Raw genomic sequence first — 16821 nt, forward strand, 5'->3', positions numbered from 1 at the left:
CGGGGCAAGTCTGTGGGCCCCGGCGAGGGGGCGGAAGAGGGGGGAGTGTGGGCGTCGTCTCAGAGCCGGATTGCGGGGGTCCGGAACCCGGAGAACGACGCACTTGAGTGTACGGTTCCTGGCCCCCGGATGTCGACGGGATGGGGACCTCCGGTGACGCACTGCACACCCGCTGCCCGTGCGTCGGCCGTGGGGCTCTTTTCAGGGGTCTTCCAGGGGGAACCGCGTCACCGTGCCCGAGGCTGAGCGTGCGTCAGCCGTCCTCGCGATAGGGGTCGAGCGCCTGCAGCTGCGCGACGTGCATATCGGCGGCTGCGCGGGCCGTGTCGGCGGCGTATCGGGTGGCGCGAGCCATCCCGTCCGAGGTGCCCCTGCTGACGGCCTTCGCACCGCGTCCGACGCTGCGCGCACCGGTCTCGACGCCGCGCGCCGTGGACCGGCTCGCCGCGACCGCTCCGCGTGTCAGGGAGCGGGCTCCCGTGCCTGCATGGCGGGCCGCCGCCTGGCCCACGGACCAGGCCGCCGCGATCGGTCGGGGGCCGTCGGGGCGGGTCCGGCGGCGCCACTCCTCGCGGCGGGAGCGAAGGTCCTCGCGCCGCTGCAGGGCCACGCGGACCTGGCGCGAGACCGCGAGACGGCGGCGCACCTTGGGGTCCACGGTGCCGACGATGATCCCGGCGACGATAGTGAGCGCAAGCGATACGAGGGGGAGAAACGCGAGGCCGAGCGTCGCGAGGGCGGCGCCGCCGAGCAACGGTCCGACGGCTGCGCCCGAGTTCGCGGTCATCATGTAGGTGCTGGCGCCCACGTCGGTGCGCCACGGCGTATGCCGCATGGCCCAGTTGAGCAGGGCGGCGACGAGCACCGCCCAGCCGGCTGCCTGGAAGATCTGCCCCGCGACGGCGCCCCAGGAGGTGCCGGTGGCGAGCAGCACCCAGGCGCCGGCGATCCCGAGGATCCCGAGTCCGACGCTCTGCACCGCGCGGCGCGCGAGGAACGGTCCGATGGCCAAGGTGGCGGCGACACCCACGATGCCTCCCAGCGCGAACAGCACAGGGATGCTCGGCGTCGGCATGCCAGCGACGTCCGCGTAGAACGACGCGATGTAGGTCCAGGTGGCCGTCATCGCGACCTGCGCGGTGAATGTCGCGGTCAGGACGCGGATGAAGTGGGGAAGCGAGGGAACGTCGCCGCGGGTGTGCTGCACGGGCGCGTCCTCGTCCTCGAGGTCCTCGCCGCGCGGCGGTGACGGCAGGGTGAGCGCGAGCGCCACCGCAAGGAGGACTCCGATCGCCGTGAACCCCCAGTAGGGCGCCTGCCAGCCGATCTGCTCCCCGGCCACGGTGATCAGCGGCGTGCCGATGACGCCCGCCGCTGCGCCTCCGACCATGATCCGCGTCACGGTCATGGCGCGCAGATGCGGTGCGAACAGGTTCGCGGCGGTAGGCGCCACGAGCGCCCAGAACAGCGCATGCGCGGCCGCGGAGACGACGCGACCTCCCGCGAGCTGACCGAAGGAGCCGGCGGACGCGGCGATTCCGACCCCCACGGTCCACACCGCGAGCGTGGCCGTCAGGGTCGCGCGGGGCGAGAAACGAGAGCTCAGCAGGGTCAGAGGCACGGCCGCGACCACCACGGTGAGCGCGAACGCCGTCGCGAGGATGCCCACCTGAGCCACGGAGACGCCCAGGCCGGATGCGATCGCGGGGCTCAGCGCCACGATCGACGCCTCGTTCGCACCGGTCGCGAAGGCGCCCGCTGCGAGGACCGTCAGCGCGATCTTCGCCCGGCGCGGGGACAGCGTGAGGGATGCGGTGGAGCGCAGCCCGGGCTCGGGCTCGTCCATGACGAACGCCTCGGTGCCGCCCGCGACAGGGATCGCCGCGGTCGTGGGCTCCGGCTCGTGCGCGTCCGTGTGGGCGTGCGGCGGCTCCTCACGGTCGAGGACGTGATCGAGCGCAGGAAGCTCGAGGGTGCGGGTGTGCGAGGACACGGGGATTTCCTCTTCAAGGGTCGCGGGGCTGGGGCAGAACGCCGCATCCGCGTCCGGCGGGGCGGCGTGTGAAGGGCAGCGCCGCCCGGCTGGATCTCAGGGATCCTCGGTCATGGTGAACCGGTGCTTCCAGCGTATTGTTCCCACGCCGCCCGTGTCGAGCATCGGTGACGGGTGTCACAGGCCCTGACCTGGGGCTTCGCTGCGGCGCAGTGCGGCTCGGGGCACCCGTTACACTGGACGCACCAGCGTCGACCCGGCCATCACCGGCGAGCTTGCGGAAGAAACCCGGCCTCAGCGTCGGGCGGTAGAACCGCACGGGCAGCCCGTCACAGCGTCCGTCCCGTGGAAGCGGGGCATGAGCGGCCGCGATCCGCCTGCAGGGCAGGGGAGAGCGGCAAGCGAGGTGGTACCGCGCGAGCGGGCCGGTGAGAGCCGGCCGTGAGCGTCCTCGCAGGAGCCCGGCAGGGCCCCGAGTCGACGCACCACCATCGGCGCCTCGCGCGAGGCGCCTCACGCGAAGGAAAGCCCCTCACATGGCCGACGCCCGCTATCCGCTTCACCGTCCCGACGCCGAGGTCCCGGCCTCGCCGAGCTTCCCCTCCATCGAGGAGGACGTGCTCGCGTACTGGAAGGAGGACGGCACCTTCCAGGCGTCGATCGACAATCGTGCGGACGCGGAGGAGTTCGTCTTCTACGACGGCCCGCCCTTCGCGAACGGCCTGCCGCACTACGGCCACCTGCTCACGGGCTACGTGAAGGACGTGGTGCCGCGCTTCGAGACGATGCGGGGCAAGAAGGTCGAGCGCCGCTTCGGCTGGGACACCCACGGCCTGCCTGCGGAGCTCGAGGCCGAGCGCATCCTGGGCATCACCGACAAGTCGCAGATCGAGGAGATGGGCATCGCGGCGTTCAACGACGCGTGCAAGACCTCCGTGCTGAAGTACACGAAGGAGTGGGAGGAGTACGTCACCCGCCAGGCCCGCTGGGTCGACTTCGAGAACGACTACAAGACGCTCGACGTGACGTTCATGGAGTCCGTCATCTGGGCGTTCAAGTCGCTGTACGACAAGGGCCTCGCCTACGAGGGCTTCCGCGTGCTGCCGTACTGCTGGCGCGACGAGACGCCGCTGTCCAACCACGAGCTGCGCATGGACGACGACGTGTACGCGATGCGCCAGGACCCGGCGCTGACGGTGACGTTCCCCCTGGTCGACGGCCCCGGCGACCTTGCCGGCGCCGAGCTCGTCGTCTGGACCACGACGCCGTGGACGCTCCCCAGCAACCTGGCTGCCGCCGTCGGCGCCGACATCGATTACGTCGTGGTGCGTCCCGTCGAGGGCGCTTTCGCCGGCCGCAAGCTCGTCTTCGCCGCGTCTCGCGTGGGCGCCTACGCCCGTGAGCTCGGCGAGGACTACGAGACCCTCGCGACGGTCAAGGGTGCCGAGTTCGACGGCCTCCAGTACACGCCGCCGTTCCCGCACTTCGTGGGCAACGACAACGCGCACCGCGCCTGGGTCGCGGACTTCGTCTCCACCGAGGACGGCACCGGCCTGGTGCACCTGGCCCCTTACGGTGAGGACGACCTCGCGCTGCTGGGCGCCAAGGGTGTGCACCCGGTCGAGACGGTGGACGCGAAGGGCCGCTTCACCGCGCTCGTCCCCGAGTACCAGGGTGTTCAGGTCTTCGAGGCGAACAAGCAGATCATCGCCGACCTCAAGGAGGCGGGCGTCGTCGTCCGTCACGAGACCTACGACCACAGCTACCCGCACTGCTGGCGCTGCCGCAACCCCCTGATCTACAAGCCCGTGAGCTCATGGTTCATCCGTGTGACCGAGTTCCGCGACCGCATGGTGGGCCTCAACGAGGACATCACCTGGGTGCCCGAGCACATCAAGCACGGCCAGTTCGGCAAGTGGCTCGAGGGTGCGCGCGACTGGTCCGTCAGCCGCAACCGCTACTTCGGCACGCCCATCCCCGTGTGGGTGTCCGACGACCCCGAGCACCCGCGCATGGACGTGTACGGCTCGCTCGAGGAGCTCGAGGCCGACTTCGGGCGCCTGCCGCTCGACGAGAACGGCGAGCCGAACCTGCACCGCCCGTACATCGACGACCTCACGCGCCCCAACCCGGACGACCCGACGGGCAAGGCGACCATGCGCCGCATCCCCGACGTGCTCGACGTGTGGTTCGACTCCGGCTCCATGCCCTTCGCGCAGGTGCACTACCCGTTCGAGAACCGCGAGTGGTTCGACAGCCACAACCCGGCCGACTTCATCGTCGAGTACATCGGGCAGACCCGCGGCTGGTTCTACGTGATGCACACGCTCGCGTCGGCCCTGTTCGACCGGCCCGCGTTCACCACCTGCATCTCGCACGGCATCGTGCTGGGTGACGACGGCACCAAGATGTCCAAGTCGCGCCGCAACTACCCGGACGTGAACGAGGTCTTCCACCGCGACGGCTCCGACGCGATGCGCTGGTTCCTCATGGGCTCGCCCATCCTGCGCGGCGGCAACCTGATCGTCACCGAGCAGGGCATCCGCGAGGGCGTCCGCCAGGTGATGCTGCCGCTGTGGTCCACGTACTACTTCTTCACGCTGTACGCGGGCGCCGCGAACGGCGGGGCAGGCGTGCTCGGCAAGGCCGTGGCCGACGACCGGGTCGCCTCGCTGCCCGTCATGGACCGGTACATGCTCGCCAAGACGGCCGAGCTCGTCGACGGCGTCACCGAGCAGATGGATCTGTTCGACGTGCCGGGCGCCTCCGACGCGCTCGCGCAGTACATGGATCTGCTCACCAACTGGTACGTCCGCACCCAGCGCGACCGCTTCTGGGAGGAGGACGCCGACGCCTTCGACACCCTCTACACGGTCCTCGAGACGGTCTCCCGCCTCGCGGCGCCGCTGCTTCCGCTCACCACGGAGGAGGTGTGGCGCGGACTGACCGGCGAGCGCTCGGTGCACCTCACCGACTACCCGGTGGCTCCCGCCGCGTGGCACGACGACACGCTCGGCCACGTCATGGACCAGGTCCGCGAGGTCGTCTCCTCCGCGCACGCGCTGCGCAAGAAGGAGCAGATCCGCGTCCGTCAGCCGCTGCCCGCGCTCGAGGTCGCCGTCGCCGACCCGACGGCGCTCGAGCCGTACGCCGCGCTGATCGCGTCCGAGCTCAACGTCAAGGCCGTGACGCTCGTGACCGAGGCCGCGTTCACCGAGGCGAACCCCGTGGAGCGGCGCCTCACCGTCAACGCCCGCGCGGCCGGCCCGCGCATCGGCAAGGACGTGCAGGCCGCGATCAAGGGCTCCAAGACCGGCGACTGGTCAGACGCGTCCGGCCAGGTCGTCTCGGGCGGCATCGCGCTCGTCGAGGGCGAGTACGAGCTCGTCACCGTGATCGGCGGCGAGGGGGACGACGCGCTCGTCGCCTCGGTGCTGCCGGGCGGCGGCTTCGTCGCGCTCGACACAGAACTCACGCCCGAGCTCGAGGCCGAGGGCTACGCCCGCGACCTCATCCGCGCGATCCAGGACGAGCGCAAGGCCGCCGGCCTCAACGTCGGCGACCGCATCGCGCTCACCCTCACGGTGCCCGCCGAGCGGGCCGCGGCCGTCGAGACCCACCGCGACCTGATCGCGGGCGAGGTGCTCGCCACGTCGGTGTCCGTGACCGAGGGCGAGCAGGCCATCGCAGTCGCGAAGGCCTGACACGCGCATGACGGACGACGCTGGGGTCGCCTTCCCGACCCTCTCCGAGATCGTCGGGGACACCCCCGTCGTCCGTCTGCAGCGCCTCGCGCCCGAAGGGACGACGGTGCTCGCCAAGCTGGAGGGCAACAACCCCGCCGGCTCGGTGAAGGACAGGCCTGCATTCTCGATGATCGCTGCCGCGGAGCGCGATGGACGGATCGTGCCCGGCGACCTGATCGTCGAGGCGACCAGCGGCAACACCGGCATCGCGCTCGCGGCCGCCGCCGCGGTGCTCGGCTACCGCTTCGTGCTCGTGATCCCCGAGGGCTCCTCGCGTGAACGGCTCGACACGATGCGCGCCTACGGTGCCGAGGTCGTGGAGACCCCGCGCGAGCAAGGCATGGAGCATGCGCGTGACGTCGCCGAGCAGATCGAGCGCGAACGCGGCGCGGTGCGCCTCGACCAGTTCTCCAACCCCGCGAATCCTGCCTCGCACGTCGACGCGACGGCGCGCGAGATCTGGGAGCAGACGCACGGGCGCGTGACGCACGTGGTCTGCACCATGGGGACGACGGGCACCGTCACCGGAGTCTCGCGTGGCATGGCGGCGCTCGCGCCGCACGTGAAGGTCTACGGAGTCCAGCCCGCGCCAGGCGCCTCGATCCCAGGCATCCGTGCCTGGCCGCAGGAGTACCTGCCCGCGATCTTCGACGACACGTATCTCGCCGGGGTGCGCGAGGTCTCGGGCGAGCGCGCCATCGAGACCGCGCGAGAGCTCGCCCGGCAGGAAGGCCTGTTGCTGGGCCTCAGCGCGGGTGGTGCGGCCGCCGTCGCTCTCGAGCTCGCCTCCGAGAACCCCGGCTCCGTGGTGCTGTTCGTCGCCCCCGACAGGGGAGACAGGTACCTGTCCACAGGAGTGTTCGGCTGAACCCAGCCGATCCGCGTGTCCGCCAGATGGCGGACGTGCATGCGCCCATCGGCCGACTGCCGCACGAAGCGCCGTCCTCCTAGCGTCGAATCATCGGATTCACGTAGGCGGGCAACGCCCCGCCGCAGACGGAGGTCGGGCCCATGTCTTCCCCCACCCACGCCGCCTCGAGGCCGCGGCTGCTGCTCGTCGGGCTCATCGTCGCGGTATCGATGACCACGATCGACCAGACGATCGTCTCCTTGGCCGCGCCCACCATCCAGGACAGCCTCAGCGTCGACTCGGACGCGCTCACCTGGATGGTCAACGCCTACCTGCTGGCCACCGCCGCCGCGTTCCCCGCCGCAGGAAGGCTTGCCGACCTCAGGGGCTACCGACCCACGATGCTCGTCGGAGTCGCCGTGTTCGGCGGCGCATCGATCGCGTGCGCGTTGACGCCGTCCGGCGCGTCGGCCGCAGCCTTTATGATCGCCGCGCGTGCCGTCCAGGGGATCGGCGCCGCCGTCATGTTCGCCGCGGCCGTGGGCCTCGTGGTCGCGACGAGCAGCACCGAGCGTCGCGCATCGTCCATGGCACTGTTCTTCGGCTTCACCGGTGCGATGACAGCCCTGGGGCCTGTGCTGGGCTCGTTTCTCATCGAGTGGTCCTGGCGCGCGATCTTCCTCATCAACGTGCCGCTCGCTGTCGCTTCCGCGGTGATCGTCGCGACGCTCGCGCCCAGAGGGCGGACACGGCGCGAACCGTTCGACGCCGCAGGGGCGGTACTCGCCGCGCTCGCGATGGGATGCGTGGTGCTCGCCCTCCAACGGGGCGGCGACTGGGGCTGGACGTCCACCAGGATCCTCGTGTGCGTGGGGGTCGGCGTCGCCGCGGCGGCGGGCTTCGTCGCGGTCGAACGCGTCGTCGCGAGGCCGCTCGTGTCGCTCGCGCTCTTTCGGTCGCGCGCCTTCTCGCTCGCGGCGGTCGCGAGCCTCCTGGGCGCCGCGGTGTTCATCCCGCTCATGCTCTTCCTGTCGGTCTACGGGCAGCTCGCGCTCGGACGCGACCTGCTGTCCACGAGCGAGCTGCTCGGCGAGTTCTTCCTGGGATTCCTGCTCGCTGCGCAACTGGGCGCGCGACTGTTCGAACGGCGAGGGCTGCGGCCCGTCCTCGCCCTCTCGGGCGCGCTCGGGTCGGCGGGGTTCGTCTGGTCGGCGCACGGCGCAGGCGTGCAGGGAGGAATCAGCCCGATGATGCTGCTCCTCTCAGGGGCTGCCGTCGGGTTCATGTTCTCGCCGTCGGCGACCGCCATGGTCAACCATGCGCGAGGCGCGACCTATGGTGAGGTCACCGCGCTCTCCCAGACGATGAAGAACCTCGGTGGCGCGATCGGCATGGCGGCGCTCACCTCACTCAGCACCCGGATCCTCACCTCCGAGCTCACCACGGCGCTCACGCCGCTCGGGGCCGGCGACGACCAGATCGACAGCATCGCGTCGGCGGTGACGGGGATGACCGCCGACGTCGAGGGGCTCGCCCCGGGCGTGCCTCCGGAGGTGCGGCTGCAGATCCTCGAGACCGTCAGGGACTCGTACGCCACCGCCACCGCGGGAGTGCTCCTCGCCATGGCCGCAACGATGTCCGTCCTGCTTCTCCTCGCGTTCGCATACCCGCGTCGACAACCGGGCCGACTTCACGCGCCCGTGGACGGTGATCCGCTCGAGTCCCCTCGATCCGTGCGCAGTTCGTCCTAGGGTGAGCACGTGAGGACCCTGCAGGAACAGCCTGCCCAGGAGTGGTCGGTCGAGAGCGCCCACCACGCACGTCGTCGCCTCCGGATGCAGTGGGCCGTGTTCTTCCTGGTGACCGCCCTCCTCGTCTCAGCGGTCATCGCGCTCACCGAGCACGACGAGGCGTGGCGGGCACCCGTCGCCATCGTCGCGCTCTGGATCCCCCTCATCTCGTTCCGTCTCCTCACCTCGTGGTGGTTCACGGTCTCCGACATGACGCGGGAGCCGTGGCGCGGTTGGGCCCACGCCGCCATCGCCACGGCCTCCATGGCAGTCGCCACGATCGCTGACTCCGAGTCGCTGATCGCCCTGTTCTACGTGGTGCCCACCCTCTACATCGCGCAGACGTACAGGAGCGCGCTCGCCTCGACGGTCCTGCTCCATGGAGCGGTCGCCGGGGCAGCGATCGCCACCGATGCGGTGTTCGGCGGCGACACCCGCCTGATCGTGCTCGGAGCGCTCGGCAGCATCGCCTTCTCCGCCGCCTTCGGCTGGCCCGTCGAGGCGATCGGCATCGCGGCCTACCGCAACGCCCAGCTCGCCGCGCGGCTCGACAGCCAGCAGCAGGAGATCGCCAGGCTCTCACGCGACCAAGGCGTCGCCACCGAACGCGAGCGGGTGGCACGCGAGCTCCACGACACCGTGACACAGGGACTCGTGTCGATCCTCGCGCTCAGCAGGGCCGCACGGGAAGCGATCCAGGACGACCCGCGCGCCGCAGACGCCCACCTGGATCGCATCGGGCTCCTCGCCCGCGACAGCCTCGACGAGTCACGCCGGGTGGTCGCCGCCGTGCAGCCGGGCCTGCTCGACGGCGCGAGCCTCCACGAGGCGGTCGCCCGCGCCGTCGAGTCCTTCGCGGACCGCACCGGAGTCGAGGGCGTCGCCGCGCTCGACGCGGACATGCCGCCGCTGCCTCCCGCCACCTCGACCGCTCTGCTCCGGGTGTGCCAGCAGGCGCTCGCGAACGCCGAGCATCACGCCTGCCCGTCCCGCGTGGAGGTCAGCATCAGACAGTCCGACGGCGCGGTGAGGCTGACGGTGACGGACGACGGCGTCGGCTTCGATGCGACGGCGCCTCGTCCCGCTCCGGGGCGGGGCCGAGGCCTGCCAGACATGGCGTCGAGGGTCGAGGACCTGGGCGGCGCATTCCTGGTCGTCTCCCAGCCCGGGAGCGGCACCACGGTCACCGCGTCGATCGATCTGAAGGAGGCGCGGTGATCTCAGTGGTGCTCGCCGACGACCACGCGATGGTCCGTGAGGGAGTCAAGGCCGTGCTGGCACGCTTCGACGATCTCCGGATCGTGGGTGAGGCGTCCGACGGGGAGGCCGCGATCGCGCTGGTCGCCGCGCACGATCCCGACGTCGCGGTCCTCGACCTCCGCATGGCCGGCATGGGCGGGGTGGAGGCGACCAGACGCATCGTCGCGGAGCACGGGCGCACCAGAGTCCTGGTCCTCACCACGTACGACGCCGACGCCGACATCATCGCGGCGATCGAGGCGGGAGCCCAGGGGTACGTCCTCAAGGACATCGAGCCAGCCGGGCTGGCCGAGGCGATCAGAGACACCGCTGCGAGGCGCTCGGTCCTCGATCCGCGCGCCGCTATCGCGATGGCAGCGACGTTGCGGGGCGACGCGCCGCCAGTCCTCTCCGCACGCGAGGCGACGGTCTTGACCGGCGCCGCGCAGGGCCTTACGAACGGTCAGATCGCGAGGCGCATGGGAATCGGCGAGGCCACGGTCAAGACCTACCTCGCGCGCACCTTCGAGAAGCTCGGTGCTCGCGACCGCACGTCCGCTGTCGCGGCGGCGCTCGCGAAGGGGCTGATCGAGCTGCCGTAGCGGGCGCTGCCCGTCCGCGGCCCGCGATAGTCTCGCCAGCGGATCACACGGAAGGGGACATCCATGAACGTGCTGGTGACAGTGGAGGAGCTCGCAGCGGAGCTGGCGGGGGAGAACCCGCCCAAGGTGCTCGACGCGCGGTGGGCGCTCACGCAGCCCGACGGTCGCGACGAGTTCGCGGAGGGGCATGTTCCCGGCGCCGTCTATGTCGACATGGAGACCGAGCTCGCCACCCACGGCGAGCCGTCCGAGGGCCGCCACCCCATGCCCACGCGCGAGAGCCTTGAGGAGTCCGCGCGCGCATGGGGCCTGGACGACGGCGACCGCGTCGTCGTCATGGATGGCGGACCGTCGTTCGGGGCGGCCCGTGCATGGTGGCTGCTTCGACACGCCGACGTGGACGTGCGGATCCTGGACGGGGGCTACGCCGCCTGGGTCGCCGCAGGTCAGACCGTGGAGGCCGGCGCGACGACCCCGGAGCCCGGCTCGATCTCGCTCGGCTGGGGAGTGATGGGCGTCATCGAGGCCGACGAGGCCGGCGACTACGACGGCCTCCTCCTCGACGCCCGCGCAGGCGAGAGGTACCGCGGCGAGACCGAGCCGATGGATCCCAAGGCCGGTCACATCCCCGGAGCGGTCAACGCGCCCACCACTGAGAACGCCCAGCCTGACGGGCGGTTCCTCGACGCCGACGCGCTCGCGACCCGCTTCGCCGCGATCGGCGCGGAGTCAGGGACGACCGCGGTCTACTGCGGGTCCGGCGTGACCGCCGCGCACCAGATCGCCGCGATGGAGATCGCAGGCATCACCGATGTGGCGCTCTACCCGGGTTCCTGGTCGGCATGGTCGAATCAGGACCGTCCGGTCGCGGTGGGCCCGAACCCCTGACCTCGACGCCGCCGCGCGGCGGCTACTGCGCGTCCGCCAGCATCCGTCCGATCGCTGATGCGGTCAGATGGGAGTCGACCGCGAGGTGACGTCCGTCGAGAGTGTGGAGCGGGCGCAGCAGGAAGGCGGAGTCGGTGAGCCACACGGCCTCAGCCTCCGCCAACTCCTCGACCGTGATGTCGCGGTACTCGCACTTCAGGCCGAGCGCCTCGAATGCATCGAAGGCTGACCGCTGGGCGGTGCCGTGCAGGAGGCCTCCCTCGATGGCGGGGGTCGTCACGGTGTCGCCGTTGCGGATCAGCACAGTTGAACGCGGTGCCTCGAGCACGTAGCCGTCGGAGGTCGTGAAGACGACCTCCTCTGCGCCCTTCTTCGCGGCGTGACGCAGCGCCGCCATGTTCACCGAATAGGACAGGGTCTTGGCGCCCACCGTCAGCCACGGTGCCTCCTGGCCGATACCGAGGGGGTACCCCCGGGTGAGCGTCACCGCGGACGTGCCAGCCATCCGCGGCCCGGTCGGGTCCGGGAACTCGTAGGCGAGCGCGAACCCCAGCGGCGCGCCGGGAGGGGTCGACGACGCGGCCTCAAGCCCGCGCGTGTAGACCAGCTTGCACAGCACAGTCACGGGGATGTGGCTGAGCGAGGCGAGCAGCTCGGCGACGGCGAGCTCGACCGCCTTGCGCCACGAGTCGAGGTCGGGTGCGGGCATGTCCATCAGCCGCGCCGACTGGGCGAGCCGCTCCAGGTGAGGTTCAAGGTCGTGCATCCGGCCGTGATGGACGCCCACCGACTCGAAGATGCCGTCGCCGCGGGTGAGACCCAGGTCGGTGGCGGAGGCGAGAGGCGTGGCGGGGTCGATCACCCGAGGTTCGACGGCGGGCATGCCGAGCGCGGGGGACTCGCAGAGGACAAGCGTGCTCATGGTGCTCCCTTCGGTTCCTGCCACGCTAGCGGGGCCAGGCTCTGTGAGCGAACGCCCGGGTTCTCGGCGCGCGTTCCTCCTCCCACGTCTGGGCGCGCTCGTGCGGCCGTGGAAGGATGGGAGTGGCACAAGGAGGCGGACCATGGGGGCAGCGGCCGGTTGGCGCATCGTCAAGGGGCGTGCGCGCTACTGGGACGGCGAGCAGTGGGTCGGAGGCGACTTCGATCCCGCGACGGTGTCCCCGCAGCTTCTCGCCGAGTCCGCGGGCGTGGCCTCGCCCTCGGTGGAGCGTGCGGTGCGTATGTCTGCGTCTCCGAGCATCGCCACGTCGACCTCGATGCCCGCGCCGTCGGTGGGCCCCGCGCAGGCTGCGCCGGCACCCTCGTCGGGCTCCGGCATCCCCGCACCGCCCGGCTCGAAGGCTGCCGCTCAAGCCCAGGCGAAGGCCACCGCTGAGGCGTGGGCGAACGACCTCATGCACGGGCGCCTGCCTGGATCCATGGATCCTTCCGCGCCGCGCGCTGCGCCCGCGCAGGCATCGGCGCCCGCAGCCGGATCGACGCCGATCGGAGCGCCGACGCCCCAGCCCGTGAAGCGTCCGCAGACGTCTCAGCGCAAGGGCATCAGCATCGGCCGCATCGTCGGCCTCATCATCGCGGGCTGGTTCCTGTTCAATTTCCTTGGGAGCATCTTCACCGACGTCCTCCCCTAGGGCGTGAACCCCGTGCATGCGGCGACGGCGCCGGTAACATCCCCAGACTGCTCGTCACGTCCTCAGGAGAGGCATCGCCCTTCGGCGAGGCCGTCCGACGCGCTGTAACGGAGCTCGTAGCCGCCATCGGTGACCACCGCGACGCACCAGCCCTGTGGCCCAAATCCCGATTCGTCCAGGAACTGCACTCCCTCCGAGGCGGGCAGTTCGATCGTCTCGCTGAACTCAGGGTTCGGGTAGAGATGAGCGAATGCCGGGTTGATCAGGTAGGTGTCGTCCTCCTGCCACACGACCGGGGGTCCCCAGATTTCGCGCTGTTTGTAGTCGCTCGAGATGCCTGCGAACCACCGCTCGATCACGTCCGCGAGTGCAAGCACATCGGACTCGGCCGCGGCACGCAGGTCCGCTGAGTCCGCGTCCAAGGTGGGTTCGGGCGTAGCTTCGGACAGGAGGCAGCGGCCCTCGACGGGCCCCGACGTCGGCCGGAACTCGACCGCGGTGCCGTTGTCCGCCTGAACCCAGAGGCACCACTGCTCACCATCGCGGCTGAAGTCCCCGAGCACGACGCCTTCGGAGGCCTCTCCCAGGTCGAATGCGGTCTCGGCGTCCTCAAGGACATAGCGGTCGCCGCGCTGCACCACGTCGACGGCGGTCGAATCGGGGTTCTCGGAGAGATAGCTCGATACAAGGGTTCCCAGCATGGCTGCATCCACGTGGGCGGACGTATCGGATTCGAGGCCTCTGAGGTTCGTGACGAGCGCATACGACAGCGCGATGCCGCTGGCCACGACCAGCAGGACCGCGGCGACGACGATGCCCACGATCGCCTGCCATGAGAGTCCTTGGCGGGTCGGAGAGTCACTCTCCGGAGTTGGTGACGCGGGTGCGGGCATCGGGCCGACCGATGGCGTCCAAGCCGTCCCGTCCCAGTACCTGAGCTGGTGCGGTGCGGACGGATCCGGGTACCACCCCGCCTGAGGTGTGCTCAACGTCTCCTCATCCCCTTGCCGCGCAGCGGCCATCCGCGAGCCCCGTGTCGGAGTCGTAGGCGACGGCATGCCCGTCCTCGGTCTCAAGCCACAGGCACCAGTGCGTCGTGCTGTCCATCGTGAAGTCTCCGAGCGTCACGCCCTCGGAGGCGGACGCGAGCGTGTAGGAGTGCTCGCCGTCCTTGAGGAGATAGCGGCCCTCGACCTGAACGATGTCGAGTCCGGTCGAGTCGGGGGAGTTGATCAGGTATCCGCTGATCTCAGTCGCGAGGCCCATCGCGTCGGCGCGGACGGCCGCATCCGAGGCCCGCTCCCGTTGGGTGAGGAACGCCGGGATGGCGATCGCGGCCAGGAGGCTGAGGATGCCCACGAGCGCCGCCACGACGATCAAGGCGATGACGGCCGGGTGAAGGCCCTTGCGCGTCGACGTGACCACGGCGCCGCCCTGCTGGGGCACTCCAGGGGAAGCGCTCGGGACGGGTGCGACGTGCGTCGTCCACGCCGTCCCATCCCAGTACCTGAGCTGCTGCGGTGCGGACGGATCCGGATACCAGTCGGCGGGCGGGCTCGTCTCGGTCATGGTTCCCCCTTCGCACCGCACCCCCGGCGGCGGGCCCAGACTAGCGTCGCTGAGGCTTCGCCAAGAGGCACCCGGCGCCGTGTCTCGCGCAGGTGTCAGGGTCACCGGGTCCGTGTTCATGGGACACTTGTGCCCATGACGGACCTGGACCTCGGCGGCCTGTCGCTGGACGAAGCCGAACGTGAGATCTACGCCCACATCCTCTCCCGCAACCCGGAGCACGACTTCGAGCCGACGCTCGACCGTGTGCGCGCCGCCTGTGAGGCGCTCGGGGACCCGCAGAGGATGTTCCGCGTGGTGCATCTCACTGGCACGAACGGCAAGACCTCGACCGCGCGCATGGCGGAGTCGCTCATCCGTGAGCATGGGCTCCGCACCGGACTCTTCACGTCTCCGCATCTCACCTCGGTGCGTGAGCGCATCCAGATCGACGGGGAGCCGATCTCGCAGGAGGACTTCGTCCGCCTGTGGCAGGACGTGGCGCCCATCATCCACCTGGTCGACGCACGCTCGGCCCAGGAGGGTGGTCCGCGCTTGAGCTTCTTCGAGGTGCTCGTGGTGCTCTCCTACGCGGCCTTCGCCGACTCGCCCGTGGACGTCGCGGTGATCGAGGTCGGGATGGGTGGCGTCTGGGACGCCACGAACGTGGCCGACGCCGACGTCGCCGTGATCGGGCCCGTCGCCATGGACCACGCCGAATGGCTGGGCGACAGCCTCGTCGACATCGCTGCAGAGAAGTCGGGGATCATCAAGGACGGCTCCGTCGCGGTGATCGCCGAGCAGTCCGAGCCCGTCGTGCCCGTCCTCAGGGAGGCCGTGCTGGAGCGTGAGGCGCAGGCGCTGTGGGAGGACGAGCAGATCGAGGTCGTCGACCGTCAGCCCGGCGTGGGCGGCCAGCTCGTCACCCTCCGCACCCCTGCCGCGACCTACGCGGAGATCTTCGTGCCGCTCTACGGCGCCCACCAGGCGCACAACGCCCTGCTGGCCCTGGCAGCGACCGAGTCACTCTTGGCCGACGGGGGAGAGCCGCGCGCGCTCGATGGCGCGGTGGTCGAGGCGGGCTTCGCCGCCGTGGCCTCGCCCGGCCGCATCGAGGCCGTCCGCACCTCCCCGATGATCCTCGTGGACGCCGCGCACAACCCGCACGGGATCGATGCCCTCGTCGACGCCCTCGAAGAGTCGTTCCACTTCGAGGCGCTGGTCGGCGTCGTCGGAGTGCTGCGGGACAAGGACGCGGAAGGGATCCTGGCCGGGCTGGAGCCCGCCCTGGACCACGTGGTCGTCACCGCGTCGTCGTCGCCCCGCGCGGTCCCGGCCGACGAGCTCGGTGAGATGGCCGTCGACATCTTCGGCGAGGACAGGGTCACCGTCGAGAGGTCGCTGCCCGACGCGATCGACGCCGCCGTGCAGCGCGCCGAACGGGACCACGACATGGGCGCGGGTGTGCTCGTGGTCGGATCCGTCACGCTGATCGCCGACGCGCGCGTCCTGCTGGACGCGGACAAGCGCAAGGGTGCGGGCCAGGCTCGATGACTGAGACCCAGCCGCGGCCACAGCGCCCCGCGATCCTCGTCTTCACGCAGGCGGTGCTGGCCCTCCAGGCCTTCACCGCGCTGTTCGCCGCCCTCACGGTCTTCGGCCTCGCGCGCGGCGAGGCCCTCTCGGAGCACCCGTACTCGCTCATCCTCTCGATGATCGTCGGCGGCTTCGTGCTCATGCTCCTGCTGCTGCTCGCGGCGGGCGTCCAGCAGCGTCGCTGGGGCCGGTGGCTAGGGTGGGTCCTGCAGGTCCCGATGCTCGTCGCCGGACTCGTCGTGCCCGCCATCGCGGTCATGGGAGCCGTGTTCGTGGCACTGTGGATCATGGCGCTCAGGCTCGGGGGGAAGATCGACCGGGAGCGGGCAGAGCGCGACGAGGCCGCGGCAGCGGCCGAGACGGACGACGGCGTCGGCGCCGCGGAAGGGGATCACGCATGAGCCTGTCACGGCTGCTGTGGACGCTCGGGGGGCTGCTCGCCGTCGGGATGATCGGCATGAGCATGATGTTCTGGGCGCTCGAGCGGACCGTGCTGCTCACGTTCGCCGACGGTGCAGGGTCGGAGCCGCCGTTCAGGATCTACATGATCCTCTTCATCGGGCTGTCCGCGATGAGCCTGTCCGGCTTCTACGCGCTCCTCCACTGGAGCCGCTATCTGCGTGAGAACCCTGAGACGACGCAGGCGCCGGTATGGCTGCTCGCGGTCGTGGGAGCGCTCGCGGTCGCGGCGCTCGTCACCGCCGTGGCCACGCATGCGGCCTACATCCGCTCGCTCGACGTGGTGCCCGTGGACCCGAACCAGGGCTACGTGGCGTTCCAGGTGGTCATGGGCACCCTGATCGGTGTCGCACTCGTCCTCACCGGCGCGCGCTGGGCGCCCGGCTACAAGCACGTCCCGGCGCCCGCGAGCGCGTGACGCTCAGCGCGCGGGCGTGGATCGGCGTGAGGAGCTCTCAGCCGCGCACCCCGCTGGG

14 protein-coding genes and 1 pseudogene are annotated in these 16821 nt (G+C 70.7%); 10 read left to right on the forward strand and 5 right to left on the reverse strand.

Annotated elements, in window-relative coordinates:
• Positions 1-253: 253 nt before the first annotated feature.
• A complete protein-coding gene (locus QQX04_RS10940; RefSeq protein ID WP_301129112.1) occupies positions 254-1993 on the reverse strand; it encodes an MFS transporter in 1740 nt (579 codons plus the stop codon).
• A 536-nt stretch (positions 1994-2529) separates the two neighbouring features.
• On the opposite strand from QQX04_RS10940, the gene ileS reads away from it, so the two are divergent.
• The 6 genes from ileS (at position 2530) to QQX04_RS10970 (ending at position 11108) form a co-directional block, all read left to right on the forward strand.
• Positions 2530-5697, forward strand: a complete 3168-nt coding sequence (gene ileS / locus QQX04_RS10945) for an isoleucine--tRNA ligase (RefSeq protein WP_301129114.1) — start codon at positions 2530-2532, stop codon at positions 5695-5697.
• A gap of 7 nt (positions 5698-5704) precedes the next feature.
• Positions 5705-6607 (forward strand): pyridoxal-phosphate dependent enzyme, encoded by a 903-nt coding sequence (locus tag QQX04_RS10950; RefSeq protein WP_301129116.1) that lies wholly within the window; start codon positions 5705-5707, stop codon positions 6605-6607.
• Between the two features lie 143 nt (positions 6608-6750).
• A complete protein-coding gene (locus tag QQX04_RS10955) occupies positions 6751-8340 on the forward strand; it encodes an MFS transporter (RefSeq protein ID WP_301129118.1) in 1590 nt (529 codons plus the stop codon).
• 9 nt (positions 8341-8349) lie between these two features.
• Complete coding sequence (locus QQX04_RS10960; protein WP_301129119.1) at positions 8350-9597, forward strand: sensor histidine kinase; 1248 nt, start codon at positions 8350-8352, stop codon at positions 9595-9597.
• A complete protein-coding gene (locus tag QQX04_RS10965; protein WP_301129121.1) occupies positions 9594-10220 on the forward strand; it encodes a response regulator in 627 nt (208 codons plus the stop codon). Before QQX04_RS10960 ends, QQX04_RS10965 begins: the two co-directional genes overlap by 4 nt.
• A gap of 63 nt (positions 10221-10283) precedes the next feature.
• Positions 10284-11108, forward strand: coding sequence for a sulfurtransferase (locus QQX04_RS10970; RefSeq protein ID WP_301129123.1), 825 nt, complete (start codon positions 10284-10286; stop codon positions 11106-11108).
• A 22-nt stretch (positions 11109-11130) separates the two neighbouring features.
• Here QQX04_RS10970 and QQX04_RS10975 read toward each other — a convergent pair whose 3' ends face one another.
• A complete protein-coding gene (locus tag QQX04_RS10975; RefSeq protein WP_301129125.1) occupies positions 11131-12030 on the reverse strand; it encodes an aminotransferase class IV in 900 nt (299 codons plus the stop codon).
• A 142-nt stretch (positions 12031-12172) separates the two neighbouring features.
• Between QQX04_RS10975 and QQX04_RS10980 the strand changes: the two genes are divergently transcribed.
• The gene (locus QQX04_RS10980; protein ID WP_301129126.1) at positions 12173-12742 is read left to right on the forward strand and encodes a hypothetical protein; all 570 of its coding nucleotides are present in this window, start codon (positions 12173-12175) and stop codon (positions 12740-12742) included.
• A 62-nt stretch (positions 12743-12804) separates the two neighbouring features.
• On the opposite strand, the gene QQX04_RS10985 is transcribed toward QQX04_RS10980, so the two are convergent.
• The 3 genes and pseudogenes from QQX04_RS10985 to QQX04_RS10995 form a co-directional block, all read right to left on the reverse strand.
• Entirely contained in the window at positions 12805-13563 is a 759-nt protein-coding gene (locus tag QQX04_RS10985) for a hypothetical protein (protein ID WP_301129309.1), read from the reverse strand.
• Positions 13564-13629: 66 nt separating this feature from the next.
• A pseudogene (locus QQX04_RS10990) lies at positions 13630-13800 on the reverse strand (DUF2510 domain-containing protein); the annotation flags it as partial.
• Positions 13739-14311, reverse strand: a complete 573-nt coding sequence (locus QQX04_RS10995; RefSeq protein WP_301129128.1) for a DUF2510 domain-containing protein — start codon at positions 14309-14311, stop codon at positions 13739-13741. The gene QQX04_RS10995 and the pseudogene QQX04_RS10990, both read right to left, overlap by 62 nt.
• A gap of 135 nt (positions 14312-14446) precedes the next feature.
• Here QQX04_RS10995 and QQX04_RS11000 point away from each other — a divergent pair, with 135 nt between their 5' ends.
• The 3 genes from QQX04_RS11000 to QQX04_RS11010 are packed head-to-tail and all read left to right on the forward strand — an operon-like array spanning position 14447 to position 16763.
• On the forward strand, positions 14447-15844 hold the full coding sequence (locus QQX04_RS11000) for a bifunctional folylpolyglutamate synthase/dihydrofolate synthase (RefSeq protein ID WP_301129129.1): 1398 nt from the start codon (positions 14447-14449) through the stop codon (positions 15842-15844).
• A complete protein-coding gene (locus QQX04_RS11005) occupies positions 15841-16287 on the forward strand; it encodes a DUF4233 domain-containing protein (protein WP_301129131.1) in 447 nt (148 codons plus the stop codon). Before QQX04_RS11000 ends, QQX04_RS11005 begins: the two co-directional genes overlap by 4 nt.
• Entirely contained in the window at positions 16284-16763 is a 480-nt protein-coding gene (locus tag QQX04_RS11010) for a hypothetical protein (protein ID WP_301129133.1), read from the forward strand. Before QQX04_RS11005 ends, QQX04_RS11010 begins: the two co-directional genes overlap by 4 nt.
• The last annotated feature ends 58 nt before the right edge of the window (positions 16764-16821 follow it).

The organism is Demequina zhanjiangensis (assembly GCF_030418315.1).
In the GTDB taxonomy this organism is placed as follows: Bacteria; Actinomycetota; Actinomycetes; order Actinomycetales; family Demequinaceae; genus Demequina; species Demequina zhanjiangensis.